Source organism: Paenibacillus sp. y28 (assembly GCF_037137075.1).
Lineage (GTDB): Bacteria > Bacillota > Bacilli > Paenibacillales > NBRC-103111 > JBBBNV01.
This window is the reverse complement of record NZ_JBBBNV010000028.1, coordinates 32,368-57,329: the sequence shown is the minus strand read 5'-3', so window position 1 is coordinate 57,329 and position 24,962 is coordinate 32,368. Positions and strand designations below refer to the sequence as shown.

Here is a 24,962-nt window from a genome sequence, read left to right as displayed (position 1 = left end):
TCGCTACAGCTCGTTGAGCTTATTTTTTCACTGCAACATTCCACTCGCTGGCTTATCCTCAGGGTGCGGAATGTGAGTTATAACCTTCCTTGATGGTAAATCATGTGAACACTATGACTGGATGGTAACTGCTACTTTTTATAGTGCATTACATTTAGTAGATGAAGCACTCCAAAAGAGAGGCAAAAGAGTAGATGACCATAAGCAAAGAAATCAACTGGTCATAGCAGATGGGGTGCTTGGACAAGAAATTGCAGATGCATACCGGTCCTTATTTAATGAAAGCATGGCCGCTCGTTATTTTTGTTTGCCCGTTACAAAAAACGAGCACAGGAAGCGCTAAAAATACTTTCTGCTATTGAGAATGAAATTGAATAGGTTACTACTAAGAATCTATGATGTAGATTCTTTTTGAACCTTTTGCTTATGATAAATTTAGTATTATCATCAAATACATATCATCCATTGAAGGCACTCCACCCGGGGTGTCTTATTTATGTACTCCGAGATGAAAGCATGGCAGAATTATGAGACCACAGTCCCGGTCTTCCATGCTGCTAATATACAATGGTTGTTCAAAGTCCATCCTGCAGATTTGCAGCAGACGCGCCAATAGCAGCAGCCGGAGACTCCGAATGGGTCGTTCGTGAGGCCCGTTTCGCTTTTAGATTCGTTAATCTTTTACGCCGGATGCTGAAAACTGATTTTTCTGTCATGATTTGTATGTTATAATAAATTCTAATAGGCGCTGTGATCATATCTCCGTAATGTGGGCACTTTGGAGATATAGGAGCGAGTAGTGCAACCGACTATGAAATCGTAGTCGGTTTTTCTGCGTTTAAGAATGCGTTTTCAGGTCAAAAAGCATATCGTCCCGATGAAAACAATATTTTGAAAATGTCGAAATTATGTTTATTTTGTCGATTGGATGCTTTATTTTATGTGTAAAGGATTGCAATGGTAAACCGTGATTTATTCATTTATTGGGAACGTGTTGCTATAGATCTGGAGGACGGGAACGGAAAACAGGCAATCGGAGCGGAAAGGGAGTACGCCAGAATGAGTAATGAACAAGATATTGAGAAATGTCCGTATCATGCGATGAAGGCTCTTTTTGGAAGCGATCATGCAAAGGAAGCGCCTCTGTCCGAGCTCAAGCTGGGTGATCAGCAGCCAGCGCCGGCGCCGGAAAAGCGGATTCTACTGGAAGGACAGTCCGAAGTGCTCGCCCAAATGCAGATGATTGGCTTAACGGAAAAGGATTTGGAGATGGTCTCCTGGCTGCGGCCTTATATTTCCTCTCAGATTGAACGGGTCACCACTTCCTTTTATGAATCTGTCAGCCACGTAGAATCCCTGCAAAAAATTATTACCGATCATAGCACTGTGGAACGGCTTCGTCTAACTTTGTCAAAGCATGTCATCGAAATGTTTAACGGACGCATTGATCAGGACTTTATTGACAAACGGCTGACGATTGCCGCCGTTCATCAGCGTATCGGGCTTTCACCCAAATGGTATATGGGCGCGTTCCAGAACCTTCAGAACACGCTTCTGGATATGGTACGGGAGCTGACCGGCCAGCATCCCGATACGGAGAAGCTGGGCCACGCAGTGACGAAGCTGCTTAATTTCGAGCAGCAGCTTGTGCTGGAAGCCTATGAAAACACGATTCAGCATCAGGCCGATCATGATGAGCTGACCGGGCTGCCGAACCGCAGGATGTTCAATCAGGTGCTGGGCCGGGTGATTGAAGCGAACCGGGACCAAGGAACCGGCTTTGCAGTCATGATGATGGATATTGACCGGTTCAAGATGATCAATGATTCGCTCGGACATACATACGGGGATATTTTTCTTAAGGAAATGAGCACGCGGATTATGGAAAATATTCAGGATCATCAAGTCACGCTGGCCCGGATGGGCGGCGACGAATTTACGCTTGTCTGCCACAGCAGCTATGACGAGAAGGAGCTTGTCCGGCTGGCGGAACGGATTATTTTCGCTATCGGGCAGCCGTACCGCTTGAAGGATAATGATTTCTATGTGACGGCGAGCATCGGAATTGCCTTATACCCGCAGCACGGGGAGGATACGGTGCAGCTGCTCAAAAATGCGGATACCGCGATGTATGAAGTGAAGAAGAGCGGCAAAAACGGGTTCCGCTTCTACAATCCGGAGCTGGATGTCCAGATTGTGGAGAAATTCGAGCTGGAAGGGTATTTAAGAAAAGCAGTGAAGCGCAATGAGCTGCTGCTCTATTATCAGCCCCAAATCCGTACAGGAGTAAACCAAATTATCGGCGTCGAGGCGTTAGTGCGCTGGAATCACCCGTTCAAGGGGATTTTGTCGCCGGGTGCGTTCATTCCGCTAGCGGAGGAGACCGGGCTCATTTATGAAATCGGCATCTGGGTGCTTCGCGAGGCCTGCACACAAATGCGCGCCTGGCACAAAGCCGGAGGACCGCGTATTCCGATTTCAGTGAATTTGTCCTCCCGGCAGTTTCATCAAGTGAGTATGGCAGAGGACATTCAGGCCATTCTGGAGGAGACGGGGCTGGCCCCGCAGTACCTGGAGCTGGAGATTACGGAGAGCATGATGATGGACGCCAACATCTCCACCGGGATTTTAAACAAATTAAGCGAATTGGGGGTCCGGATCAGCCTGGATGATTTCGGGGCGGGCTACAGCTCCTTCAGCTATTTGAAGCTGCTTCCGATTCATAAGCTCAAAATCGACCGTTCGTTTATTACGGATATTACGAATAACGAGAACGATAAAGCGATCGTCGCTACGATTATTTCCATGGCGAAGCATCTCAAGCTGGACGTCATTGCGGAAGGCATTGAGACGAAGGCGCAGCTGGATATTTTGACGGCCAATAAGTGCCAGGAAATTCAAGGCTATTACTTCAGTCGGCCGCTGCCCGCGGGTGAGCTGGAGAAGCTCTTATACGTTCCTTTTTCAGCTGAATGACAAAAAGCGGGTCTTCCGTATAGACAGTGGCCGGATAAGCCCGGCCTGCGCAGTTCCCGCCGCGTTCCTCCGATATCCGGATGGCACGCGGCTTTTTGCTGTTCGTCTGAACCAGCGGTTTTTGACAAAAAAGAATAAAAGAAAAATGATGTCACGGAGGTGTCTCCTTGTATAGAACAGGGCGCTTCCGTAACCGTTTCCCGCAATTCTTATGTTTTTTTTAACTCCTGTCCAAAAGGATGAAAATCTGCCCGCAAGCATGTATGATGGAGAGGATATGTATCTTTCGGGGGCTGCGACGTCTGCCGAACCATCTAAAGGAGAACCAACATGAACTCTGAGAAACCCCAAGGCGGTCCTCTGCTGACAGAGGGACCTATTGCCAAAACCCTGCTTATTTTTTCCCTGCCGATTCTGCTGGGAAATGTGCTGCAAACCTTAAACGGCTCGATTAACGCCATGTGGATCGGCAAATTTCTAGGTGAGACAGCCCTGGCGGCCACCTCGAATGCGAATATTATGATGTTTCTGCTGATTAGTGCGATATTCGGGATCGCGATGGCGGCAGTAATTCTGGTCGGACAGAACCTGGGCGCGCGAAGACCGGACGAAGCCAAGCGCGTGGTCGGCGCAAGCACTGTTTTTTTTGCTATCCTGGCCTGTATTGTCGGCATCATCGGTGTTGTATTTTCCCCGGCGATTTTGGCCTGGATGAATACACCCGCTGATGCCAAGGAGATGGCGGATGCGTATACACGCATTATTTTTGCCGGGATTCCGTTCATATTCGGCTTCAATCTGGTTATGGCTGTCCTGCGCGGTTCCGGTGACGCCAAAACGCCGTTTTATTTCCTGCTCTTGTCGGTCGTGCTCGACATTATTCTCAATCCGCTGCTGATTAAAGGCTACGGGCCGTTTCCGGAGATGGGCATTTCCGGCTCGGCGGTAGCTTCGTTTATCGCGAACCTGCTCAGCTTCGTGCTGTTAATCTGGTACTTGTACTGGAAAAGGTATTTTCTGCGCATCACCAGAGATGACCTGCATCTGCTGCGGCTTGACTGGGCTATTCTCCGCTCATTGATTCAAAAAGGCCTGCCGATGGGGCTGAATATGATTGTAGTTTCGGTGAGCAATCTCATTCTCATCAGCCTGGTCAATTCGTACGGATCGGAGGCGTCGGCCGCTTTCGGCATCGCGAACCAAATTTCCAGCTATGTGCAGATGCCGGCTATGGCTATCGGCGGGGCGGTAACCTCGATGGCTGCGCAAAATATCGGGGCGGGCAACTGGAGCCGGGTTAACCGGATTACGTGGACCGGCGTCGGCTTTAACGTGGTGTTGACGGGGCTGCTCGTGGTCATTCTGCACTGGTTTAACCGGGAAGCACTGGCGCTGTTCCTGCCGTCCACGGGGAAAGCCATCGACATCGGCGTGCATATTAACAACGTTACCTTATGGTCGTTTATTTTGTTTGGTGTGTTTACCGTCGTTGCCGGGGTGGTCCGATCTGCAGGATCGGTCATGGTGCCCTTGGCGGTCAGCTTCATCGCGCTGCTGGTGATACGGAATCCGGCGGCCAGCTTTTTTAGCAGCCATTACGGCTTTGATGCGATTTGGTGGAGCTTCCCGATTGGGTTTGCGGTCGCGGCTCTGTTGAATCTGCTGTATTACCGTTTCGGCAATTGGAGAAACGCCAAAATGATGGCCGGAAGCCCAAGCCGGGCATAACGGACAAGCACATAACCAAAAACATGATGAAACAGCTGTTTCCGGCCGGGACGGGGTGAAGCCTCATCCCGGCTTTTGCTGATCACGGGATATCTTTTTTCAATCCATTCCTAGGGATTTACAGGCGACCTGAAAAACGGTTTAATAGAGGTAGTTTCGAAAGCGATTACACCACAAGGGAATACCAAATTGAAGGAGGGGTACGAATGCTGTACCGCAGCTTTGGCAGTACAGGCTGGAACGTGTCCGCAATTGGGCTGGGCACCTGGAACATTGGCAATCAATGGGGGGAAATAGACGATACAACGGCATACGGGGTTATCCGTGCCTCGCTGGACACCGGGGTGAACCTGTTTGATACGGCAGAGTCGTACGGCATTCCGAACGGATTATCGGAGCAGCGTCTGGGCAGGGCGCTGGGCGGCGACCGGCACCGGTCGTATATCGTCTCCAAAATCGGGAATTTCGGCAAACGGACCGGACAGGGTGTGCCTCTGACGACGCCGGATATGATTCGGCTGTGCGCTCATGCGTCCCTGCACCGGCTGCGTACGGATTGGGTCGATGTTATGCTTTGCCACCTGGGCGGCATCGAGGACCCCTCTGTGTTTCTCGAAGGCTTCGAGCAGCTGAAGCAGGCCGGTGAAATCCGTGAATACGGCATCTCAACGAACAATCTGGAGGTGCTGCAGCGCTTTAATGCGCATGGCACATGCCGTGTCGTGGAGGTGGATTATTCCCTGCTGCACCGTGAGCCGGAGCAGCGGCTGCTGCCGTATTGCGAGGAGCATGGAATCGCCGTGCTGGTGCGCGGTCCGTTGTCCATGGGCCTGCTGTCCGGCAACTATTCGGCGGATACTGTATTTACGGACAGCGTCCGGGTCCGCTGGAATGAGGGCGGCGAAGCGCGCAAGGAGTTCGAGGAGCGGGTCGCGCTGCTGGGCCAGGTACAAGGCGCGCTTGACGAGGGCGAGGATTTGGCTGAGACTGCGCTGCGCTTCGTCATCTCACATCGGATGTCTCCGGTTGCGATTCCAGGCGCCAAGTCTCCGGCCCAAGCCGCGGCCAATGCCCGCGCGGGAGACCGGCTTTTGACCCGGGAGCAGCTGGAGCGGTTTGGCAAGTAAGAGGCAAGCCTAGCAGCCTCAGTATAAAACAAGGTTGTCAATATTTACCTCCCGTTGTACGATAGTGCGGGGGGTTTTTTGATGAGCGAAAAGAAGCAGGAGCTACAGGAGCGGGGGGACAAGCCGTCCGCCGTCAAGGAGGGAGCGTCCCGTTTAAAGGAAGGCTCTTCCGGGAGGAATGAAGAATCGTCTGCGAATACGGTGATATTGTTTTTGGCTATATCCTTTTTTATATTGACATTTTTTGCATTGTTCAGCGGTTTTTCTGATGTTCCTTTTCTTGTTTCATTCGCTTTTTCCGGGGTATTTTTTACACTGTATGATTACTTTGACCGTAGAGAGCTTAAACTGCTTTCCTTAGGTCTGGGCATTCTGTTTGTTATTACAATCCCGCAGCTTTTAAAAATGCAAACCGTGCGGGATTTTGTTCGTGAACAATTACAAGCGCTCGCGATTTATTCCGACGGAAATCTTATCATTAGTTCGGCTTCTATTGGTAATGCACTTACTATTGCCAGCTTAGCTTTAGTTTTGTACGGATTGTGGAAGAAAAATAAGGAATTGGAAAAAATTAAAATAGAGAATAAAGAACTAAGGAGTGAGATCAGTCAGGAAAAGGAATGGAACGAGCGGTTTCAGCAAATCGAACAGATTGAGGATGAGGAGGAGAAGCTGCAGGCTTTAACTGAAATCATTAATAGCCAAACGGAGTTTAATGTTCTAGGAAGGGCTCTTAGTCTACGCGCAGAGTTTTATAGGAGAAAAAAGGAATTTGACCTTGGACTCGCAGATGTGGAACAAATTATTAAATTAAAGCCTGATCATGCACAGGCTTATAATGCGAGAGCCATCATACTCAAACTAAAAGGAAACATGGAAGAAGCACTACGAGACTACCAAATGGCGATCAAATTAAAGCAGGACTTTGCGCAGGCTTATTATAATCGAGCTATTTTACTAAAATCACTGGGCAAATCTTCAGAAGCGCAGGAGGACTATACGAAAGCCATTCAATTAAAACCGGATTACGCTCAAGCCTACTATAACCGAGCTATTTTGTTAAAATCTACAGGCAAACTCTCTGAGGCAATAATGGATTATACTGAGGCTATCAAAATTAATTTGGGTTATTCGAAAGCCTATAATAATCGGGGAGTAGTCTTGAAAGAAATGGGGAAATTATCTGAAGCTCTAGTGGACTTTAATACGGCGATAAGATTAAACCCGAGTTATGCTAATGCATACTATAACCGCGCTATATTATTCGAACAACTAACCCAGCCTGCCAAAGCGCTGGACGATTACAAAAAGGCGGTTCAGTATAATCCGGATTATGAGGAGGAGCTGGGCCCGGTTATCGCGAAGCTCGAACAAGCCCAGGCACAGGCTGAAGCTGCGCCGGACTCTGACCCTGAAGAATAACCAAGCGTGCAAGGCTGCACAAGGAGTTTGTTCCTTGGGGCAGCCTTTTTGTGCTGCATTGAGCGTAGCTCCCCGGCGTGCGGTGTTTCTCTGCATGACCGACTAACCGGCCGCAGCTTTCCTCTACTGGAATATTCACCGTCCTACTAGTTGAAACGGGCATCGTTCACAAGGAGGAGGCCTATTTTTTCGGCAACAGGCTGTTCTCCTTGCTCATGTTGATGGGGAGCGGCTCCTCATCTGAGATGCAGGTCATCGTCGAACCGAAAAAAACTCACAGCTGGAACGCTGAAAATAGCTGATATCGCTGACGCCGGTCTGAATTACGATAAGATCTTCAGCAAAGCGGACGATGCCGCCTCCGGAGCTGACCACGTGGTCGTTCTCAAAAACACGGATAACCAGCTGGCGGTCAAGCGCCTCCTGGAAGTCGGCATCGGTCTGCAAGCGGCGGGTTTGGGCCATCGTGCTTCTTCTCCTCTCGTCCAAAACAGGATGAATATCATATTACACACAATATGGCGCAAAGGAAAGTCAGGGAGGCGAGTGCTTGCTCGCGCTGTGAAAAAAAGTGCAGCCTGCCCAAATGGCCGATTCTCGCGACAGCCCCGGCGGAGCGTTTCCCGCAAAGAGGCGCTAATGCTTTCATTCCGCGCCGGCAGGTGTGCTGTGCTTGTTCAGCACCTGCACGAATGCCTTCAGTACGGCCGACTGCCTCCGGTCCCGGTTGTAGGCGTAAAAAACGCTGCGGGCCATCTGATCGCGGGGGATGGGGCGGTACAGCAGCTCTCCGCGGCGTGCCTCCCGTTCAACGGAGAGTCTGGACACGAAGGAGACGCCGCTCCCCGCCATGACGATCTGCTTAATGGCTTCGATGGAATCCAGCTCCATCAAGGCATTCAGGACAACGCCGTTCGCCTCCGCCCAGTTGACAGTGAGGGCCCGTGTGTTCGATTCCGGACGATGGACGATAAACGGCTCCTCAGCCAAATGTCCGGCGGTCAGCTCAGGCAAACCCGCGAACCGGTGCCCGGGCGAGAAAATAACGACAAGCTCATCGGCACCAAGCGGTTCGACGCATAGCGGTTCCAGCTGGAACGGCTCAGAGGAGAAGATGCCGATGTCAATGTCGTGGTTCAGAAGCTGCTCTTTAATGACAGGGGCTGGTTTGACAGAGACTGTAATCGAAAGCTTGGGAAATGCCTTGGCGAAGCCGCTGATGACATCCGGGAGAATATAGGTGCCGGGCACGTAGCTGGCGCCGATGAGCAGCGCGCCCTTGCCCGGCCCCTGAAATTCTTTAACGACCCGCTCGGCTTCTCTCGACAAGGCGTTGATTTTGACGGCGTAATGATGAAACGCCATACCGGCCTCGGTGAGCTGTGTTTTGCCGGCGCGGAATTCAAACAACTGGACGCCAAGCTCCTGCTCCAGGCTTTTCATATGGAAGGAGATGGTCGGCTGCTTCAGCTCCAGGAGCTCTGCGACGGCGGTAATTTTCTTGTGCTTCTCCAGCAGCTCCACAATTTCCAGCTTCAGCAAATTTACGTTCACGGCTGCGCCTCCTGTAAGCAAACTAGTATATTGTTCCGTCATTAACGAAACTACGTTTCGACGCGACTTGCAGCTTACTTGCTGTTCTTCTCGCGGTCCGGAAATGAACGGTGCTTCAGGTTCGATCTACTAGGCTGACTTGGCTGCGGTTCTACTCCGGTTCCATTTATATTATAGATAAAATCTATAGGAATGAATAGATTCCATTGATAAATTTAACACCCGGTTTACGTTCGGATAACATGCCGCGGAAATTCAGCCTGTACACTAAAGTCAGTGAGGAAGAAGAAGCAAGCTGAATGAAGGGAAGAAGGTTGGGAGAATGGATATCGTGATCGGAGGTCTGGCGAAATCGTTTGGCCGCATGCAAGCGCTGAAGCCGACCAGCCTCACCATTCGGGCCGGGCGATTTACCACGCTGCTTGGTCCGTCCGGCTGCGGCAAAACGACGCTGCTGCGGATGATTGCAGGGCTGGAGACGCCGGATCAGGGGGAGATATGGGCAGGCAAGGAGTGTATCTTTTCCCGGGACAGACGAGTGGATAAGCCGGTGCATCAGCGCAAGTTCGGCATGGTGTTTCAGGATTTCGCCTTGTGGCCGCATCTGAGTGTATTTGAGAACATTGCTTTTGGCCTGAGAGCATCCGGGAAGACGAAGGACCTGCAGGAGCGGGTGCAGCAGGCGGTTGCCACAGTACGGCTGGACGGGATGGAAAAAAGATATCCGCATCAGCTGTCCGGCGGTCAGCAGCAGCGGGTTGCTTTTGCCCGGGCTGTCGTCATGGAGCCGCAGCTGGTACTGTTCGATGAGCCGCTCAGTGCGCTGGACGCGCTGCTGCGGGAGGAGATGCGGCTGGAGCTGATGACTCTGGTCCGTGACAACGGCTTGACGGCGCTTTATGTGACGCATGACCAGACTGAGGCGATGTCCATGTCCGATGAGATTGTGGTCATGCAGGCCGGAAATGTGCTCCAGACCGGCGCGCCGGAGCAGATGTACTCCCGGCCGAAGCATCCGTTCGTTGCCAGCTTTATCGGCAAATCGAACTGGCTGGTGAAGGATAAGCTGGTCATCCGGCCGGAGCATGTCCGCTGGTCCTGGAATGAGGGCGACAACGCATACCAAGGGCAGGTCGCCGGGGTGAGCTATATGGGCGAGCGTTATGAAATTCAGCTCGATATGGGCGTTATGGGAAGCTGGACCGCGTATCATTCTGCGCGTCTTGCTGTGGGCGAGCACGTCAACGTGTTCCTATCCCCGCAGCATATTCATCAAATTCAAGCGGAAGACACTAAAGGAGGATTACAAAGTGAAGCTGGGTAATGGGTGGAAAAAGGGTTCGATGCTGGTAATGGCTGCAATGATAGGATTAAGCTTGACAGGCTGCGGATCGGCGCAAAATTCAACTGCCGGAGCAGTGCCGAAGGCCTCGGAGCAGCCGGTTAAGGACGCGCCGAAGACAGAGACGAAGCAGGACGACAAGAAGCTGAGCGGCAAGCTGGTCGTATACAGCGCAGGCCCGAAGGAGCTGGCTGAAGGGATTCAAAAGGGCTTCGAAGCCAAAACCGGTGTCAAGATTGAGATGTTCCAGAGCACGACCGGTAAAATTTTGTCCCGGATGGAGGCGGAAAAAGCGAATCCGGTGGTCGACGTGGTCGTACTAGCTTCGCTTCCGGCTGCGCAGGGCTTGAAGAAAAGCGGCCTGACACAGGAATACAAGGAAGCCAAACATGCGGATAAGCTGGTTGCGGACTGGTCGGACAAGGAAGGTCATTATTTCGGCTACAGCGCCTCTGCGCTGGGGATTGCCTACAACACGAAGCAGGTGACGTCGCCGCCGAAGGAATGGAGCGACCTGACCAAGGCGGAATGGAAGGACAAGGTAAATATTCCCGACCCTGCCCAATCCGGCTCTGCGCTTGACTTCATCACGGGTTATTTGAGCCAAAAAGGCGACAGCGGCTGGGAGCTGTTCGACCAGTACAAGAAGAATGGCATGGCGCTGGCCGGTGCTAACCAGGAAGCGCTGGATCCTGTTGTGACAGGCGCTAAGGGTGTCGTTGCCGCCGCTGTTGACTACATGACCTACCAGGCCAAGGCCAAAGGAGAGCCGGTTGATCTGCTGTATCCGGCAAGCGGAACGGTCATTAGCCCGCGTCCGGCAGCCATCGTAAACACGAGCAAAAACGTAGATAACGCTAAAGCCTTCATTGATTATTTGTTGTCCGACGAGGCGCAGAAAATGGTTGCCGACACGTACCTGCTGCCGGGCCGCCAGGATGTAAAAGCAAAGGATCGTCCAGGTGTGGATCAAATCCCGCAAATGAAGGTGGACTGGGCCTGGATGGATGCAAACGGCGATACCGTGACCAAGAAATTCACGCAGCTGTTCAAATAAACAGCAAGAAGTGGAACGAAAAGCTTCCTGACCGGAAGCGGGGTGCAGTGGAGAAGGGACGGCCGATGCCGCAAGGGGAATTCCAACAAGATGCCTGAGCGGCAGGGCAATCCCTTTAAAATGAAATAGGACGCCTCAATCGTTCTATAGAGAACAACATCAAGCTCACGGCTTTTGATACGGCTGTGTGATTCAGGACAGCTTCTGCAAACGCGTTTGTATATCAGACTTCGTATTAGAGATGGTGAACCTATGCAAATGGGGATTGGACATAGTTATAAAATCGGGCTGGCCCTCGCTCTGTTGCTGCTTGCGATGCTGGTGGTCGTCCCGCTTTGTTTCATTTTTTTGACCAGCGTTCAGCCGGAAGGCGAGTTCAGTCTGCTTGCGCCGCTGCGGACCATGGCGGACAGCGAGCTGGGCGAAGTATTCGTCAACTCGCTCTGGAACGGGGTATGCGTCGTTTTCGGCGCTACGGTGCTGGCCCTGCCGCTGGCGTGGATTGTCGCCAAAACGAGCGTAGTCAAGCACAAGTGGCTTGATGTGGTGCTGCTGATCCCGTTTATGACTCCGCCGTATATCGGCTCGATGGGCTGGATATTGTTCATGCAGAAAAATGGCTACATGGAGCAGCTGCTGCCGTTCTCGGCGGCGTGGACCCCGCGGTTTTTCAGCTTGTTCGGGCTGGTCATGATTATGAGCCTGCATTTATTTCCGTTCTTGTATCTGATTCTTCGTAATGCGCTCGTTCAGATTGGCGGCAGCACGGAGGATGCGGCGGCGGTGCACGGGGGCGGCTTCCTGTACCGGTTCCGCCGCGTCGTCCTGCCGCTGCTGCTGTCCAGCTACGCGATGGGGGCGCTGCTCGTATTCGTCAAGACGATTGCCGAGTTCGGCACGCCCGCCACGTTCGGCCGGCGCATTGGCTTTTATGTGCTGACCTCGGAGATTCATCATTACATATCCAGCTGGCCGATTGATTTCGGCAAAGCGACCGCGTTGGCTTCAGTACTGCTGAGCACGTGCCTGATTCTGTGGTATGTGCAGAGCTGGATGACACGGCGCTATACGTACCAGCTGGTCGGCGGCAAGGGCGCGAAAGGAAAGCTGTATATCCTGAAGGGCTGGAAGGCCGTGCTGGCTTGGCTGTATATCGGCGGCTTGCTGGCGCTGTCCGTCGGCATCCCGTATTTCTCCATTGTGTCGGCGTCGCTGCTGAAGCTGCGCGGCGAGGGCCTCAGCTTCGGCAATCTGACGCTTCAGCATTACGGAGAGCTGCTGTCCTGGGGCTCCAAAAGCATGCAGGCGCTCGGGAACAGCTTGAGCCTGTCGCTTTTTGCCGCCACACTGGCGGTGATTGTCGGCACCTTCGTCGCGCTGATGATACAGCGGTCCAGGCTTTGGCCGCAGCGGCTGGTGGATATGTTCGGCCTGCTGCCGAACACGGTTCCCGGCATCGTCATCGTGCTTGGCCTCATTATGCTATGGAATGCGCCCTGGATGAAGATTCCGCTGTATAACACGTACGGGATGGTCGTTTTAACGTATGTGATTTTTTTCCTGCCGTATACGGTTCAGTATGTAAAATCGAGCTTCGGCCAGCTGGACAACAAGCTGTTTCAGGCCGGGCGCGTATTCGGGGGCAAACCGGTCTATATCGGGCGCAGAATACTGCTGCCGCTTATCGTGCCCGGGATGATTGCGGGCTGGATGATGACCTTTACCATCTCCATCCGCGAGCTGGTTGCCTCACTGCTTATTTTGCCGCCTTCCATGGAAACCTCGGCAACGTATATATTTGCTCAGTTCGAGCAGGGCAAGGTATCCCTCGGCATGGCGATGGCTGTCGTTTCCGTAGGGCTGACCACCCTGATGCTGCTGGCCATCAATTACTTTAGCTCACGAAGAAAGTGGACTGCATAATGCTGCAAACAACCATTTGGGGCGGAGCCGGGGAACACGGCCGCTCCAGTTATTTCATTCGGACAAAGCATACACGGATTTTGCTGGATTGCGGGGTCAAAAAAGAAGCCTCCGGCGTATATCCGGCTATTGAGGAACAGGAAGCTCCGCTGCTGGATGCGGTGTTCCTGTCTCATGCGCATGAGGACCATTCCATGGCGCTGCCGCTGCTGTACAAGCTTGGCTATCAAGGCACCGTGTGGACGACACGGGCGACAACCGGCCAGCTGCCGAGCTATTTCAGGGCCTGGGCAGGGTATGCCGCTGCACAAGGCGCGGAGCTTCCTTACGGGCAGGAGCATATCGAAGCGATCCGGTACGAATACTTGGAAGACAAGGCTGCGCCGGGGGAATGGCTGCAGCTGTCTCCGGCGCTGCGGGTATGCTGGGGCCGAAGCGGCCACCTCATCGGTTCCGTTTGGCTGCTGCTGGAGGTGGACGGAGGCCTGGTCTACTTCTCCGGGGACTATACCCGGGAATCCCGGCTGCTGGCTGCCGACTGGCCCCTTGCTTTGCCCGGCGGCCGGGAGCTGGCTGGCAGACGCATCGACCTGTCCATTGTGGATGCCGCCTATGGCATGGAAGCGGAAGACCAAGAGGTGAAGCTGGCCCAATTGGAGCAGGCTGTGGCGGACACGCTGCGGCAGGGCGGTCGTCTGCTGCTGCCGGTGCCGACAACGGGACGAAGCCAGGAGCTGCTCGTATGGCTGACGGAGAAGTTCCCGGCTGCGGAGCTGATTGTAGAGCAGCCGATTGCAGCTGCCTTGGCGCAGCTGTTTCTTGCTCCGGAGTGGCTGCTGCCGGGAAGCGGCGAGCGGATCCGGCACGCGCTGGCGCACGGCCGAATCCGGCAGGTGGCCACGCAGGAGCAGCGGGAGCAGGCGCTGGCGGAGGCGAAGCCATGCCTTATTCTGAGCGGGGACGGCATGCTGGAGACGGGGGCTTCCCGCTGGTATTACAGCCGGCTGAGCGGCAATCCGGCCAACACGGTCGTTTTGACCGGACATTTGGCCTCGGGCAGCTTCGGCCGCCGTATGCTGGAGGGGGAAGCGGCGGAGCCGCACTGCCGGGTGCTGTTCGTGCGGTACAAGGTGCACCAGGGCATCCGCGATGTGCAGCTGATGCTGGAGCACCTGCACAGCAGGCATACGCTGCTGGTGCACGCCGGCCAGCAGGCCACGGACAAGGTTGCGGCTGAGCTGGCTCCGGATTTCCCCGGGGTGTATTCTCTTCGGACGGGCGATACACTGCGGGTGAAGCCGGATTTGTCCCGTGAGTCTTGAGCCCTGCCGCATCAGCGTGTCCAAGCCAAACCGCCGGAACCGGTCAATTAACTACGGAACGAAGTTTGTGCCTCCTATGGTTTCCTGCTGGCGGTTGCGGCAGGGACGGGGGATGGACTGCCGCTGCCGTCTGTCAAGCAGCAATCACAGCGAAAAACCGTATCCGCTGCCCGAGGTTGGTATTAGGGCCGGATACGGTTTTTCACTTTTTTACCGCTTCTGTCGAATTGAACGTCCGGGAGGACTAATGATTATGATGCGGACTTCTTTTCGTCACAGATACCGCGGCTTATTTACGAGAGCTGGACTGAAATTATTTCAGCAGGCCCTTTTTCTCCAGAAACTCATGCGCCACGTTTTGTGCCTTCAAGCCTTCGGCATCGACCTTCGCATTCATCTCCTGCATATCCTGATCGGTAATCTGCCCATCCAGCTTGGCCAGCGCAGCTTTCAGCTCGGGGTATGTCTCAAGAGCATCCTGCCGTACGAGCGAGCCTGCGTCATAAGGCGGGAAGAACGATTGATCGTCCTTCAGAATGACCAGGTGGTGGATCTGGATCTGCCCGTCGGTAGAGAAGGCATCGACCACATCCACTTTTTTGTCCAGAAGGGAACGATATACAATGCCATGATCCATGCCTTTGGTATCCTTGAAGGTCATGCCGTATTTCTCGTTCATTCCCGGGAACCCGTCAGGGCGGTCCATAAACTCGAAGTCTCCGCCGAAGATAAGGCCGGATGATATTTTTGCCAGATCACTGAACGATTGGAGCTTGTATTGATCCGCGGTTTCCTGCGTTACCGCCAGGGTGTAAGTGTTGTTAAACCCGAATGTATTCGTAAACACGAGCTTGTCCTGCTGAAGAAGCTCCTGTGTTTTTTTCAACGTTTCCTCGGAGGTTCCGGTTTCTTGCTGGTAGTAGTTCCCTACGATGGTGCCGGTATACTCCGGGTAAAGCTGGATATCGTTATTCAGCAGCGCCTTCCAGGCCACATTGGAGCCGCCAAGATTCACTTTGCGCTCTACTTTGAGATCCGTTTGATTTTCAATTAAATCCGCCATGATATGGGCCAATACGATGTTTTCCGTAAAGTTTTTGGAGCCGATCGTAATGGTCTTACCGCTTTGCCCGCTGCCGGCCGCCGTTTGGCTTGTGCCGCAGCCTGTCAGAAGAGCAGTTAAACATAAAATTGTGCCTGCAATAATCCATTTGGTCGATTTTTTCATGTCTGCCTCCATATGTGCCAGTTTTAGAAGTTTTTGGTGAAGAATGGGTTGCGCAAAACGCGCGGCTGTCAGCATGCGGTGTGGTGCCGTATGACGGTGGTCAACCACATCCGGTGCGGTTTTACCAGTTTTTTAAATTTTTAGGCCCCTAGGCGTGGTCAGCTTCTCGGTATAGCCGAGCACCGAATCGAGCAGCAGCGCTAGTACCGCGGCGGGAATAGCGCCGAGCAGAATCAGGGCGTCAATATTCCGTGAAATGCCGATGAAAATAAAATCGCCCAGCCCGCCCGCGCCGATAAAGGCGGCAAGGGTTGCGGTTCCGACATTGATGACGGTCGCCGTCCGGATGCCGGCCATAATAACGGTCAGTGCTAGCGGCAGCTTGACCTTAAACAAAATTTGCCCGTTGGTCATACCCATGCCTTTTGCAGCTTCAATGGTCGCTTTATCTACATCGAGAATACCGGTGCAGGTATTGCGGATAATCGGTAATAGGGAATATAGGAAAAGGGCGGCAACCGCGGTTTTCATGCCGATGCCGAAAAAGGGAATCATAAAGCCGAGCAGCGCCAGACTCGGAATCGTCTGAAGAATGCCGGCCCCGCCAAGCACCCATTTCTTGAGTGAGATGAAGCGGGTCACGAGAATACCGAGCGGCACGCCTACAATGATCGCGATAGCCATGGACATCATGACGAGCTCCATATGCTGCAGCAGCGCGTAGAGCAGATCCTCCCACCGCTGGGACAGCTGCTTTAGGAGTTGTTCTCCAAGGCTTTGATTCATTCGTTATCTCTCCTTCCTGCCCAGTGATCGGCGAAGGTGGTCAACAGGCTTCCCCGGGTCACGACGCCAATCACCCGATGCTGAGGGTCTACAACTGGAATAATACCGAATTTGGCGTCCGTAATCGCCATCAAGGCATCCTGGGCGGTTGCCGTTGACAGAAGGAAGGGCTCCGCGGCGACACGGATTTCCTGAATGGTGCGGATGCCTTCCATATGCGTTTGAAGATCATAAGCGGACACAATGCCGGATAGACGAGCTTTATCGTCGCATACAATCAGGGTGTCCGTCCGCCGCTGCCGCATCAAGGACAAAGCTCTGGCCGGCGTCAGGGTCGGCGGGGCAATCGCGGGCTGCTGGCGCATAATTTCGGTCACCGGAATAAACGCCGGGTTCTGATAAATCCGGTTAATGCCGATGAATTTCTCCACGAAGCCGTCTGCCGGCTCCTTCAGCAGCTTCTCCGGCGTATCCAGCTGAAGCAGGGTGCCGTTCATAATAACCGCGATCCGGTCTCCCAGCTTCAGCGCCTCGTCCATGTCATGGGTAACGAAGACGATGGTTTTTTTCATCGTCTTCTGCAGGCGGATGAGCTCATCCTGAAGCTGCTCTCTCGTAATCGGGTCAAGCGCCCCGAACGGCTCGTCCATTAATATAATTTCCGGATCTGCAGCCAGCGCCCGGGCGACCCCCACGCGCTGCTGCTGTCCGCCGGACAGCTCGCGCGGATACCGCGCCGCGAATTGGGCGGGATCGAGCCCGACCATATCGAGCATTTCGTGAACCCGCTCTTTTTTACGGGTGTCATTCCAGCCCTTCAAATCCGGGATGAGCGCAATATTTTGTTCAATGGTATAATGCGGGAACAACCCGGCTTGCTGGATGACATAGCCGATGTTTCGCCGCAGCTCCACCGGATTCTCCTTCATAATGTCCCGCCCGTTAATTTTGATGGTTCCTTCCGTATGCGGCGACAGACGGTTAATCATTTTCATTGTCGTGGTCTTGCCGCAGCCGCTTGGTCCGATAAGCGTAATCAATTCGCCGGTCTCAATCTCGAAGGTCATCTCCTTCACTGCCTGATAGCCGTTCGGATACGTTTTGCCGACATGGTCAAAAGTAATCATAAGCCGTGAACCCTCCTTCTCTTTCTGTGCTGAATCCGTTCACGGGCGACTGCGTCACGCCTGCTGGTACCGGATTCATTGCCTGCCTGGCGGGACGTCGCCAAACACAAGAAACGGCACACCCGCTCTGTCCGGCCGTTGCGTCCCATAAAAAGCGTTGCCGGGCATTCTTGTTGAGACAACTTGTATCTCTGCCTTCGTAACTATAACAAACATTTTTTTAACTGACAACCCTATCATGTTTTGTAGATTGTTAGTTGGAGGGTGAATTAACGCCTACGGATCGTAAAAAACAGCCTTCATCCGCCAGGCCAAAAGGCCGGACAGCAGGCTGTTTTCAGAGATCTGGATATGCAACGAATCGGCATGGATGCATGAGTAAATGGATAGGAATTATGGTTCAGATGAGGAGGGAATGATTTGTTCCGGATGCTCCTCGGAAGGGGTATTAATGAATTGCTCGGTCCGCTGGTATACCTGGCCGTCGCCTACGACGACGAGTATATCATGATCCCCTAATATAACATGGGGCCCCGGTGAGATGGATACGTGGGTGCCGCGGCGCAAGGCGATGATGGTTGCGCCCGTTTTTTGCCAAAATTGCAGGCTGGAGATCGTTTTGCCGATGACGTGGGCGTTTTCTCTAATTTTGACTTCTACCGGGTTGTACATTTTCAGGTTTTGCAGCCGATCGGAGAACTGGATAATGTCATTCAACACGCGGTCGAATTTTTGATCCATTTGCTTTTTTTCCTGGAGCAGCAGCTGTAAGTCCTGCTTGAGCGAGTAGACCGATTTCAGATAGTTGTTTTTGGTAATGTAATCATAGGCGGCTTGATCCGACAGAATGGTTACCTCTTTGCCCTGCGATACGGACACGATGCCCTCATCCTTCAGCAGTCCGATAGCTTTGCGTATCGTCTCGGGCGATACATGATAATGGCTTGCTAGCAGTGAACGTCCGGATATTTTACTGTGAACCGGAAATTCACCGCTTACAATTCGCTGCGCAATGTCCAGCGCGATAGATTGATATCCAGATATCTCTTGCATGGCGGGGTGTGCTGACCTCTTTTCCGATGATGTGACCGTAATAACCGTAATCTATATTATCAGCAAGTGAAAGGACATTCCATACCGAATCCTTGATTTGGCTGTGGATAGGAGCCCGGCCGTGGGTATTTTTTGTTATAATGAGTCCATATCATGAGTCAAAATGAACGAGGCTGCGGATGAAAAATGGGGGAGGAACAGCGGATGGAGCGCAGGGAGGACAGAAGCGGGTTCTTGCAGGGAACGATGCTGGAATTGAAGGACGTCCGTCTGGTGACCGGCACGCCCGGCTGGCGCTGGGAGCATCAAACACGGACCAGCTATACATTCATTATGGCCGTCAAATTCAAAGGAGATTTGCTGATCAACGGCGCCCCGGTTCCATTATCCGGCAAATCCGCGCTGGTGCTGCCTCCCGGCATGAAGGTGGAGGCGTCTCACCCGCCCGGACAAGAAATGAAAATGTACCGCATTGCCTTCGATCTGTTCCGAATGACGGAACGTACCGCGCAGCGGCGAATTTATGAACGGGAAACGGCGTTTCCCGCACCGGGAATTGTCCGCAAAGCCCCTTACCGGCTTCAACGACTGGCTGAAGCGCTGGCGGCGGCTTATGCTTCCGGGAAGCCCGGACCGGGCGGGGGCGCCCGTCAGGAGCAGCTGCTTCAGGAGCTGGTGCATGAGCTGCTGCAGCAGCAGGCGGGGGACGCGCTTCCGCCCAAAAGCTCCGACCAGTCGCTGCAGCTGACGCTGCGCTATATTCAGGATGCGTACCAGAGCGAGATAAAGCTGGACAAGCTGGCCGAAATTGCAGGCATGCACCCGTCCTATTACTCCCAGCTGTTTAAGCAGAAAATGGGCAAAAATCCGATGGAATACGTAACCCAGCTGCGGATGAACAAGGCGAAGGAGCTGCTGCTTGAAGGCGCTCTGCCTATCCGCGAAATCGCCCGCGAGGCGGGGTATCGGGATGAGTTTTATTTCAGCCGCCGGTTCAAGGAGACAGGCGGCTGCGCTCCGACCATGTACACGAAGCAGCACCGCCCCGGCATCGTCTCCCTCTCGTATCCGTATACGGATCATTTGCTTACACTCGGGATCACACCTCTTGCCGCGCAGCTTCACCCGGCATTGCCGCAGGTCACGAAGCCGCTGCATTTGCCGTTCCATGCCTCCGAGCCGTGGGAGATGAGCCGGCAGACGTTTTTGGATTTGAAGCCGGACATGATGCTTTGCAAGGAGAACGTGCTGAAAAAAGCAAGAGAGCATGTTCCCGATATCGCGCCGCTTGTAACCATCCCTTGGACCCAGACGGATATGTTCGGCCATTTACAGCATATTGCCGCCGTGGTGGATCGCAGGCGGGCTGCCGAGGAGTGGCTGGGACGCCACGAGCAGCGGGCGGAGCAGGCCAGAAAGCGGGTCAAGCAGATCATCGGGAGCGGATCGGTCACGATTTGCAGAATCGTAAACGGGACGATCCGCATCTATAGCGAGCGCAATATCGGACATGTGTTTTACCGGTCCTTGCAGCTGGCGCCTTCCGAACGGCTGCAGCTGGAGCTTCAAAAGCATCGCACGGCGACCAGCTTGAACTGGATTAGTGTTGCTCCCGAGGAGCTGGCGCTCTACGAATCCGACATTCTGCTCCTTGTGCTGCCATCAAAGCAGGATACCGGCCTCATGCTGCAGGAGCTGAGTACCAATCCGTTGTGGCAGCGGCATCCGGCCGTACAGCGGAAACGGTATTATTTGCTTGAATGGGAACAATGGATGGTATATGCTCCTTATTCCATTGACAGGCAGCTCGATGCGGCGGTATCTCTGCTTACGGATAGCGCTCACCGCCGCATTATCTAAAAAAAGTCCAAGGCGAAACACCTTAAAAAATGTCATGGACGGCGTAAAGCGGTCTTCTTATAATTATGAAGGTGATAATGATTATCAATAGCATGTTAAGCGGCTGCTTGCAGACTGAAGAAAGCAAAGGATTATTTGAATGAACATCAAGAGTTCCGGAGTTATCTTTGTACTTGTCATGGTGCTTGCCTGCGCCGGTTTGCTGCTCTCCATGTTCCTGGCTGTCTCGTATGGCGCCAAGGCGCTGACGATGGGTACGGTGTGGACGGCTGTCGTACAGTATGATCCGTCGCTAACAGCGCATCAAATTATTCATGAGCTGCGTTTGCCCCGCGTGCTCGCTGCGGCTGTGGTCGGGGCCGGGTTTGCCGTAGCCGGCGCGCTGATGCAGGGGGTAACCCGCAATCCGCTTGCCGATGCCGGCATCCTCGGCATTAATGCCGGGGCCATGTTCGTCGTTGCGCTCAGCTTTGCCATCATGCCGAACCTGCCGTATACCGCGTTAATCGGCCTTTCCTTTCTGGGGGCGGTGCTCAGCACGCTGTTTATTTTCGCGCTGGGATCCAGCGGTCCGGGCGGCTTGACGCCCCTGCGCCTGACGATTGCCGGGGCGGTCGTGGCGGCGCTGCTGCACTCGCTCAGCACGGGTATTGCGATTTACTACAATTTAAGCCAAGACCTGGCGTTCTGGTATGCGGGCGGTGTCGCCGGAGTGAAATGGTTTCATCTCCAGCTGCTTGCGCCGGTCATTCTGTCGGCGATTGTCCTGGCTGTGCTGCTGGGACGCCCGATTTCCCTGGTGGCGTTAGGAGATGAAACCGCAGCCGGGCTTGGAATCAAGACCAAGCGGGTGCGTCTGCTGGGCATCGCTCTTGCGGTTCTGCTGGCGGGGGTCGCTGTTTCCGCCGTCGGTTCGATCGGCTTTGTCGGCCTGGTGATTCCCCATATCGCGCGCAGACTGGTCGGAGTGGATTACCGGTTTATTATTCCCGTCTCTGCACTGCTCGGCGGGCTGCTGCTGGTCCTGGCCGACTTGTGTGCCAGAATGGTCAATCCGCCCAAGGAGCTGGCGATCGGGGTTATGGTTGCTATGGTGGGGGTCCCGTTCTTCCTTTACTTGGCCCGGAAAGAAAGGAGGGCTCTGTAAATGAAGCCTCGCGCGCAGTCAAGAGGAAGCAGGGCCGTCGCTGTAGGACTGATCCTCATCGCGCTCAGTCTGGCCGTGGTGCTTATCAGCCTCGTCACCGGCACGATACGTCTCAGTCCGCTGGCTGTCCTGCAAACCCTGTTCGGCTATGGGACGCCGGATGACGGGCTGGTGCTGTTTGAATACAGGCTGCCGCGGATTTTGGTGACAATGCTGGCCGGCCTCGGTCTCGGCCTCTCCGGAGCAATCCTGCAGGGCTTGTCCCGCAACGCGCTGGCAGACCCGGGCATTCTGGGGCTTCATGCCGGAGCCGCGTTCGGTTTAATTGTGTTCGTTTCTTTTTTTCAAACGATGAAGGGGCCTGCCGCCCTGCTCATTCCCTTGTTCACCTTTACAGGCGGTGTGCTGACGGCGGTGCTTATTGTGCTGCTCGCTTACGATCGCCACAAGGGGGTTATTCCGGTTCGGCTTCTTTTAACCGGTATTGCGATTGCGGCGGGCTTTAGCGCCGTCTCCTTGTTCCTGTCCCTCCGGCTGGATGAAACGACCTACAGCTTTACCTCGCGGTGGCTGGCCGGAAGCGTATGGGGCCGGGACTGGATACATGTGCTGGCGCTGCTGCCGTGGATTGCGCTGCTGGCGCCGTACACCTTCACGCAGGCAAGAGCGCTGGATGTCTTCGCCTTCGGAGACGATGTCGCCGTCGGCATCGGATCGCCGGTGCGCCGCAAGCGCCTGCTGCTGCTGGCGGCGGCGGTCGCCCTGTCCAGCGCCAGCGTGTCCATGGCCGGGGGGATCGGCTTCATCGGCCTCGTCGCCCCGCAGCTGGCCCGCCGTCTGGTCGGTCCGATGCACCGTCATCTGCTGCCGATTGCGGGCCTTATCGGTGTCGTCATTTTGGTCGTTTCCGATACGATCGGACGATCTGTGTTTCAACCGAATGCCATTCCCGCAGGAGTCATTGTGGCCTCCATCGGGGCCCCGTATTTTCTATACTTGTTAGCCAAAACAAAATCATAAGCAGTTGAAGGAGATTCCCTTAATGAAAAAGAACCTCGTTGCAATCATCACCTTATTGTGCCTGCTGGTGATTTCCGCTTGCGGACAGCCGGCCGCCCCGCAGGCTGCGCAGAGCCCGGCTGCCGCTCCCGGCGGAGAAGCTGCCGGTCAGGCCAAGGCTCCCTCGAAGGAGAAGCGCATCGCTTCCATGTCGATTCACTTGACGAACAACTTGCTCGCCGTAGGCGTAACGCCGGTCGGCTCTGTTATCGGCGGCGACCTGAAGGACTTCCTCCCGCATGTGAAGGACCGTCTTCAAAACACGAAGAAGCTCGGCGTTGTTACCGACCCGGACATGGAAGCTCTGCTGGCGCTGAAGCCGGATGTGATTTACCTGGATAAGAAATATTCCGGTCAGGATCAAGCCAAATTCGAACAAATCGCTCCTGTAGAAGTGTTCGACCTGGATGAAGGCACATGGCGCGACCATGTGAAGAAGGTTGGCAAGCTGGTGGGCCGCGAGAAGGAAGCCGATGACATGGTGAAGTCGTATGACGAGCAGACGCAGCGGGTGAAGGGAATGATTCAAGGCAAGCTCGGCGCCGATAGCAAGGTGATGGCGATCCGTGTAACGGCCAAGGAGCTTCGCGTCTTCGGCATGGTTCGTCCGATGGGGCCGATTTTGTTCGAGGATTTGAAGCTGAAGCCAGCCAATGGCGTGGAAAAAATAAACAAGGCCTACGAGGTGATCTCCCAGGAAGTGCTGCCTGACTTTGATGCGGATGCCATCTTCGTCATTGTGAACCGGGAAGAGGGCGCGCAGAAGGTGTTTGATCAGCTTAAGACGAATCCGGTCTGGCTCGGCCTGAAGGCCGTCAAGCAAAATCATGTGTACCCGATTGCCGATCAGCCATGGCTCGATTATTCCTCGCTCGGCAACAAGATGGCAATGGACGCGGCGGAGCAAATGTTCTCGAAATAGTGCAGCATTCATACCCAGATCTGGCGGATCGCAAGCGATCGCAGCCGGGTCTTTTTTTCTTGTTTCTGGAAATTCCTTTGCCGCATTCCAATCCAAATCAAGCCGAATTCCGTCTTGAAGCCTGCCCGATGCCTCCCAATAACGAAGACGCCCTGTTTCATGCCGAAAGCCCGGAAACCCGCGCCACGTCTGCGTTTTTAAAAAAGTACTAATGCGGGGGAAAAGTCCAAACGTCCAAAATACCGCTTTCAAAAAAGTCTGATTGTCAGAAAGCTCGCGTCCCGTTAAGGTGAGAGTATCACAAGCTGTTGGCTGCCCGGCAGCCTGCCGATTTCACATTCAAGGGAGTGAGACTATGATTAAAACATCAGGGGCCCAGCAGGCTCCGGCCCAGGCGTCGGCCGCATCCGTCTCGAAGCGGAATTCCGTGCTGAACCGAATGGTGAGAGAGAAATATTTGCTGCTGCTGATGCTCCCGGGACTTGCCTATTTCATTATTTTTAAATACCTTCCGATGTGGGGCGTGCTGCTGGCGTTCAAAAACTATCAGCCGTATGCCGGGTTTTGGAAGAGCGAGTGGGTTGGCTTCGATAACTTTAAACAGTTTTTCAACGACCCGATTTTTTTCCGGCTGGTCAAAAATACGTTAATTTTGGGCTGTTACGATATTATCTTTTTCTTCCCGGCGCCGATATTGCTGGCTCTGCTGTTGAATGAGGTCCGGCACGCTGCATATAAACGGTTTGTACAAACGATGGTGTACATCCCGCATTTTATATCCATGGTTATCGTCGCCAGTATTTCCTTTTTGCTGCTGACTACTGAAGGCGGGGTTATCAACGAGCTGCTGTATGCCTTGTTCGGCGTGAAATTCGAGTTTCTGACGAGCGAAAGCTGGTTCCGTCCGTTAATCATCGGCCAAAATCTGTGGAAAGAGATGGGCTGGGGGACGATTATTTTCCTGGCTGCCCTGGCCGGCGTGGATCAGGAGCAGTACGAGGCGGCCATTGTGGACGGCGCGAGCCGGTTCCGGCAAATTTGGCACATTACGCTGCCCGCTATCCGGGGAACCATTATTGTGCTGCTGATTTTGCGGATGGGGAACTTCCTGGACCGGGGCTTTGAGCAGGTGCTTCTTATGAGCAATGCGCTCAACCGGAACGTGGCCGAAGTATTCGATACGTATGTGTACACCGTGGGGATTACGCAGGGGGCCTTCAGCTACAGTACCGCAGTCGGGCTGTTTAAAGCGATTGTCGGCGTGGCTCTCGTGCTTGGCACGAACTACTTGGCTAAGCGGGCCGGACATTCCGGTATTTTGTAGGAAGG

Annotated in this window: 19 protein-coding genes and 1 riboswitch; of the genes, 13 read left to right on the top strand and 6 right to left on the bottom strand. The window is 53.9% G+C overall.

Annotation, left to right across the window (positions count from 1 at the left end; all coding sequences use genetic code 11):
• The first annotated feature begins 734 nt into the window (after window positions 1–734).
• A riboswitch (cyclic di-GMP riboswitch) is annotated at window positions 735–820 on the top strand.
• Between the two features lie 239 nt (window positions 821–1,059).
• The 4 genes from WBG83_RS18695 (at window position 1,060) to WBG83_RS18680 (ending at window position 7,253) form a co-directional block, all read left to right on the top strand.
• Window positions 1,060–2,976 carry a putative bifunctional diguanylate cyclase/phosphodiesterase gene (locus tag WBG83_RS18695; protein ID WP_336746833.1) on the top strand — a complete coding sequence of 639 codons (1,917 nt, stop codon included), beginning with the start codon at window positions 1,060–1,062 and terminating at the stop codon, window positions 2,974–2,976.
• 330 nt (window positions 2,977–3,306) lie between these two features.
• Window positions 3,307–4,704 carry an MATE family efflux transporter gene (locus tag WBG83_RS18690; RefSeq protein ID WP_336746832.1) on the top strand — a complete coding sequence of 466 codons (1,398 nt, stop codon included), beginning with the start codon at window positions 3,307–3,309 and terminating at the stop codon, window positions 4,702–4,704.
• A 206-nt stretch (window positions 4,705–4,910) separates the two neighbouring features.
• Window positions 4,911–5,831 (top strand): aldo/keto reductase, encoded by a 921-nt coding sequence (locus WBG83_RS18685; RefSeq protein ID WP_336746831.1) that lies wholly within the window; start codon window positions 4,911–4,913, stop codon window positions 5,829–5,831.
• 81 nt (window positions 5,832–5,912) lie between these two features.
• Entirely contained in the window at window positions 5,913–7,253 is a 1,341-nt protein-coding gene (locus WBG83_RS18680) for a tetratricopeptide repeat protein (RefSeq protein ID WP_336746830.1), read from the top strand.
• A 252-nt stretch (window positions 7,254–7,505) separates the two neighbouring features.
• Here WBG83_RS18680 and WBG83_RS18675 read toward each other — a convergent pair whose 3' ends face one another.
• A complete protein-coding gene (locus WBG83_RS18675) occupies window positions 7,506–7,718 on the bottom strand; it encodes a hypothetical protein (protein WP_336746829.1) in 213 nt (70 codons plus the stop codon).
• Between the two features lie 180 nt (window positions 7,719–7,898).
• On the bottom strand, window positions 7,899–8,807 hold the full coding sequence (locus tag WBG83_RS18670; protein ID WP_336746828.1) for a LysR substrate-binding domain-containing protein: 909 nt from the start codon (window positions 8,805–8,807) through the stop codon (window positions 7,899–7,901).
• A 322-nt stretch (window positions 8,808–9,129) separates the two neighbouring features.
• On the opposite strand from WBG83_RS18670, the gene WBG83_RS18665 reads away from it, so the two are divergent.
• The 4 genes from WBG83_RS18665 (at window position 9,130) to WBG83_RS18650 (ending at window position 14,451) form a co-directional block, all read left to right on the top strand.
• The gene (locus WBG83_RS18665) at window positions 9,130–10,131 is read left to right on the top strand and encodes an ABC transporter ATP-binding protein (RefSeq protein WP_336746826.1); all 1,002 of its coding nucleotides are present in this window, start codon (window positions 9,130–9,132) and stop codon (window positions 10,129–10,131) included.
• 19 nt (window positions 10,132–10,150) lie between these two features.
• Window positions 10,151–11,206 (top strand): ABC transporter substrate-binding protein, encoded by a 1,056-nt coding sequence (locus tag WBG83_RS18660; protein ID WP_336746834.1) that lies wholly within the window; start codon window positions 10,151–10,153, stop codon window positions 11,204–11,206.
• A gap of 258 nt (window positions 11,207–11,464) precedes the next feature.
• A complete protein-coding gene (locus WBG83_RS18655; protein WP_442955857.1) occupies window positions 11,465–13,129 on the top strand; it encodes an ABC transporter permease in 1,665 nt (554 codons plus the stop codon).
• The gene (locus WBG83_RS18650) at window positions 13,129–14,451 is read left to right on the top strand and encodes an MBL fold metallo-hydrolase (protein WP_336746824.1); all 1,323 of its coding nucleotides are present in this window, start codon (window positions 13,129–13,131) and stop codon (window positions 14,449–14,451) included. The genes WBG83_RS18655 and WBG83_RS18650 overlap by 1 nt, the downstream gene beginning before the upstream one ends.
• 313 nt (window positions 14,452–14,764) lie before the next feature.
• Here WBG83_RS18650 and WBG83_RS18645 read toward each other — a convergent pair whose 3' ends face one another.
• The 4 genes from WBG83_RS18645 to WBG83_RS18630 form a co-directional block, all read right to left on the bottom strand.
• Window positions 14,765–15,679, bottom strand: a complete 915-nt coding sequence (locus WBG83_RS18645) for a glycine betaine ABC transporter substrate-binding protein (RefSeq protein WP_336746822.1) — start codon at window positions 15,677–15,679, stop codon at window positions 14,765–14,767.
• Window positions 15,680–15,811: 132 nt separating this feature from the next.
• Window positions 15,812–16,465 (bottom strand): ABC transporter permease, encoded by a 654-nt coding sequence (locus WBG83_RS18640; RefSeq protein ID WP_336746821.1) that lies wholly within the window; start codon window positions 16,463–16,465, stop codon window positions 15,812–15,814.
• Window positions 16,462–17,592, bottom strand: a complete 1,131-nt coding sequence (locus WBG83_RS18635; RefSeq protein WP_336746820.1) for a betaine/proline/choline family ABC transporter ATP-binding protein — start codon at window positions 17,590–17,592, stop codon at window positions 16,462–16,464. Before WBG83_RS18635 ends, WBG83_RS18640 begins: the two co-directional genes overlap by 4 nt.
• A 393-nt stretch (window positions 17,593–17,985) precedes the next feature.
• Entirely contained in the window at window positions 17,986–18,645 is a 660-nt protein-coding gene (locus WBG83_RS18630; RefSeq protein WP_336746818.1) for a TrkA C-terminal domain-containing protein, read from the bottom strand.
• A gap of 204 nt (window positions 18,646–18,849) precedes the next feature.
• On the opposite strand from WBG83_RS18630, the gene WBG83_RS18625 reads away from it, so the two are divergent.
• The 5 genes from WBG83_RS18625 to WBG83_RS18605 all read left to right on the top strand — a co-directional run bounded on the left by WBG83_RS18625 (window position 18,850) and on the right by WBG83_RS18605 (window position 24,957).
• Window positions 18,850–20,505: a helix-turn-helix domain-containing protein gene (locus tag WBG83_RS18625; protein WP_336746817.1), complete on the top strand. Its 1,656-nt coding sequence runs from the start codon at window positions 18,850–18,852 to the stop codon at window positions 20,503–20,505.
• Between the two features lie 178 nt (window positions 20,506–20,683).
• Entirely contained in the window at window positions 20,684–21,652 is a 969-nt protein-coding gene (locus WBG83_RS18620; RefSeq protein ID WP_442955856.1) for a FecCD family ABC transporter permease, read from the top strand.
• Window positions 21,653–22,672, top strand: coding sequence for a FecCD family ABC transporter permease (locus tag WBG83_RS18615; RefSeq protein ID WP_336746814.1), 1,020 nt, complete (start codon window positions 21,653–21,655; stop codon window positions 22,670–22,672). It abuts the gene before it with no gap.
• Between the two features lie 22 nt (window positions 22,673–22,694).
• A complete protein-coding gene (locus tag WBG83_RS18610; protein ID WP_336746813.1) occupies window positions 22,695–23,633 on the top strand; it encodes an ABC transporter substrate-binding protein in 939 nt (312 codons plus the stop codon).
• Window positions 23,634–23,988: 355 nt separating this feature from the next.
• A complete protein-coding gene (locus tag WBG83_RS18605; RefSeq protein WP_336746811.1) occupies window positions 23,989–24,957 on the top strand; it encodes an ABC transporter permease in 969 nt (322 codons plus the stop codon).
• Window positions 24,958–24,962 lie beyond the last annotated feature (5 nt).

What these genes read in the sequence shown, in the direction of transcription:
- WBG83_RS18635 (WP_336746820.1), bottom strand. Translation starts at nt 17,592, where the DNA reads ATGATTACTTTTGACCATGTCGGCAAAACGTATCCGAACGGCTATCAG.
- WBG83_RS18690 (WP_336746832.1), top strand. Translation starts at nt 3,307, where the DNA reads ATGAACTCTGAGAAACCCCAAGGCGGTCCTCTGCTGACAGAGGGACCT.
- WBG83_RS18665 (WP_336746826.1), top strand. Translation starts at nt 9,130, where the DNA reads ATGGATATCGTGATCGGAGGTCTGGCGAAATCGTTTGGCCGCATGCAA.
- WBG83_RS18620 (WP_442955856.1), top strand. Translation starts at nt 20,684, where the DNA reads ATGGTGCTTGCCTGCGCCGGTTTGCTGCTCTCCATGTTCCTGGCTGTC.
- WBG83_RS18640 (WP_336746821.1), bottom strand. Translation starts at nt 16,465, where the DNA reads ATGAATCAAAGCCTTGGAGAACAACTCCTAAAGCAGCTGTCCCAGCGG.
- WBG83_RS18625 (WP_336746817.1), top strand. Translation starts at nt 18,850, where the DNA reads ATGGAGCGCAGGGAGGACAGAAGCGGGTTCTTGCAGGGAACGATGCTG.
- WBG83_RS18685 (WP_336746831.1), top strand. Translation starts at nt 4,911, where the DNA reads ATGCTGTACCGCAGCTTTGGCAGTACAGGCTGGAACGTGTCCGCAATT.
- WBG83_RS18630 (WP_336746818.1), bottom strand. Translation starts at nt 18,645, where the DNA reads ATGCAAGAGATATCTGGATATCAATCTATCGCGCTGGACATTGCGCAG.
- WBG83_RS18660 (WP_336746834.1), top strand. Translation starts at nt 10,151, where the DNA reads ATGCTGGTAATGGCTGCAATGATAGGATTAAGCTTGACAGGCTGCGGA.
- WBG83_RS18680 (WP_336746830.1), top strand. Translation starts at nt 5,913, where the DNA reads ATGAGCGAAAAGAAGCAGGAGCTACAGGAGCGGGGGGACAAGCCGTCC.
- WBG83_RS18675 (WP_336746829.1), bottom strand. Translation starts at nt 7,718, where the DNA reads ATGGCCCAAACCCGCCGCTTGCAGACCGATGCCGACTTCCAGGAGGCG.
- WBG83_RS18650 (WP_336746824.1), top strand. Translation starts at nt 13,129, where the DNA reads ATGCTGCAAACAACCATTTGGGGCGGAGCCGGGGAACACGGCCGCTCC.
- WBG83_RS18655 (WP_442955857.1), top strand. Translation starts at nt 11,465, where the DNA reads ATGGGGATTGGACATAGTTATAAAATCGGGCTGGCCCTCGCTCTGTTG.
- WBG83_RS18645 (WP_336746822.1), bottom strand. Translation starts at nt 15,679, where the DNA reads ATGAAAAAATCGACCAAATGGATTATTGCAGGCACAATTTTATGTTTA.
- WBG83_RS18695 (WP_336746833.1), top strand. Translation starts at nt 1,060, where the DNA reads ATGAGTAATGAACAAGATATTGAGAAATGTCCGTATCATGCGATGAAG.
- WBG83_RS18605 (WP_336746811.1), top strand. Translation starts at nt 23,989, where the DNA reads ATGATTAAAACATCAGGGGCCCAGCAGGCTCCGGCCCAGGCGTCGGCC.
- WBG83_RS18615 (WP_336746814.1), top strand. Translation starts at nt 21,653, where the DNA reads ATGAAGCCTCGCGCGCAGTCAAGAGGAAGCAGGGCCGTCGCTGTAGGA.
- WBG83_RS18610 (WP_336746813.1), top strand. Translation starts at nt 22,695, where the DNA reads ATGAAAAAGAACCTCGTTGCAATCATCACCTTATTGTGCCTGCTGGTG.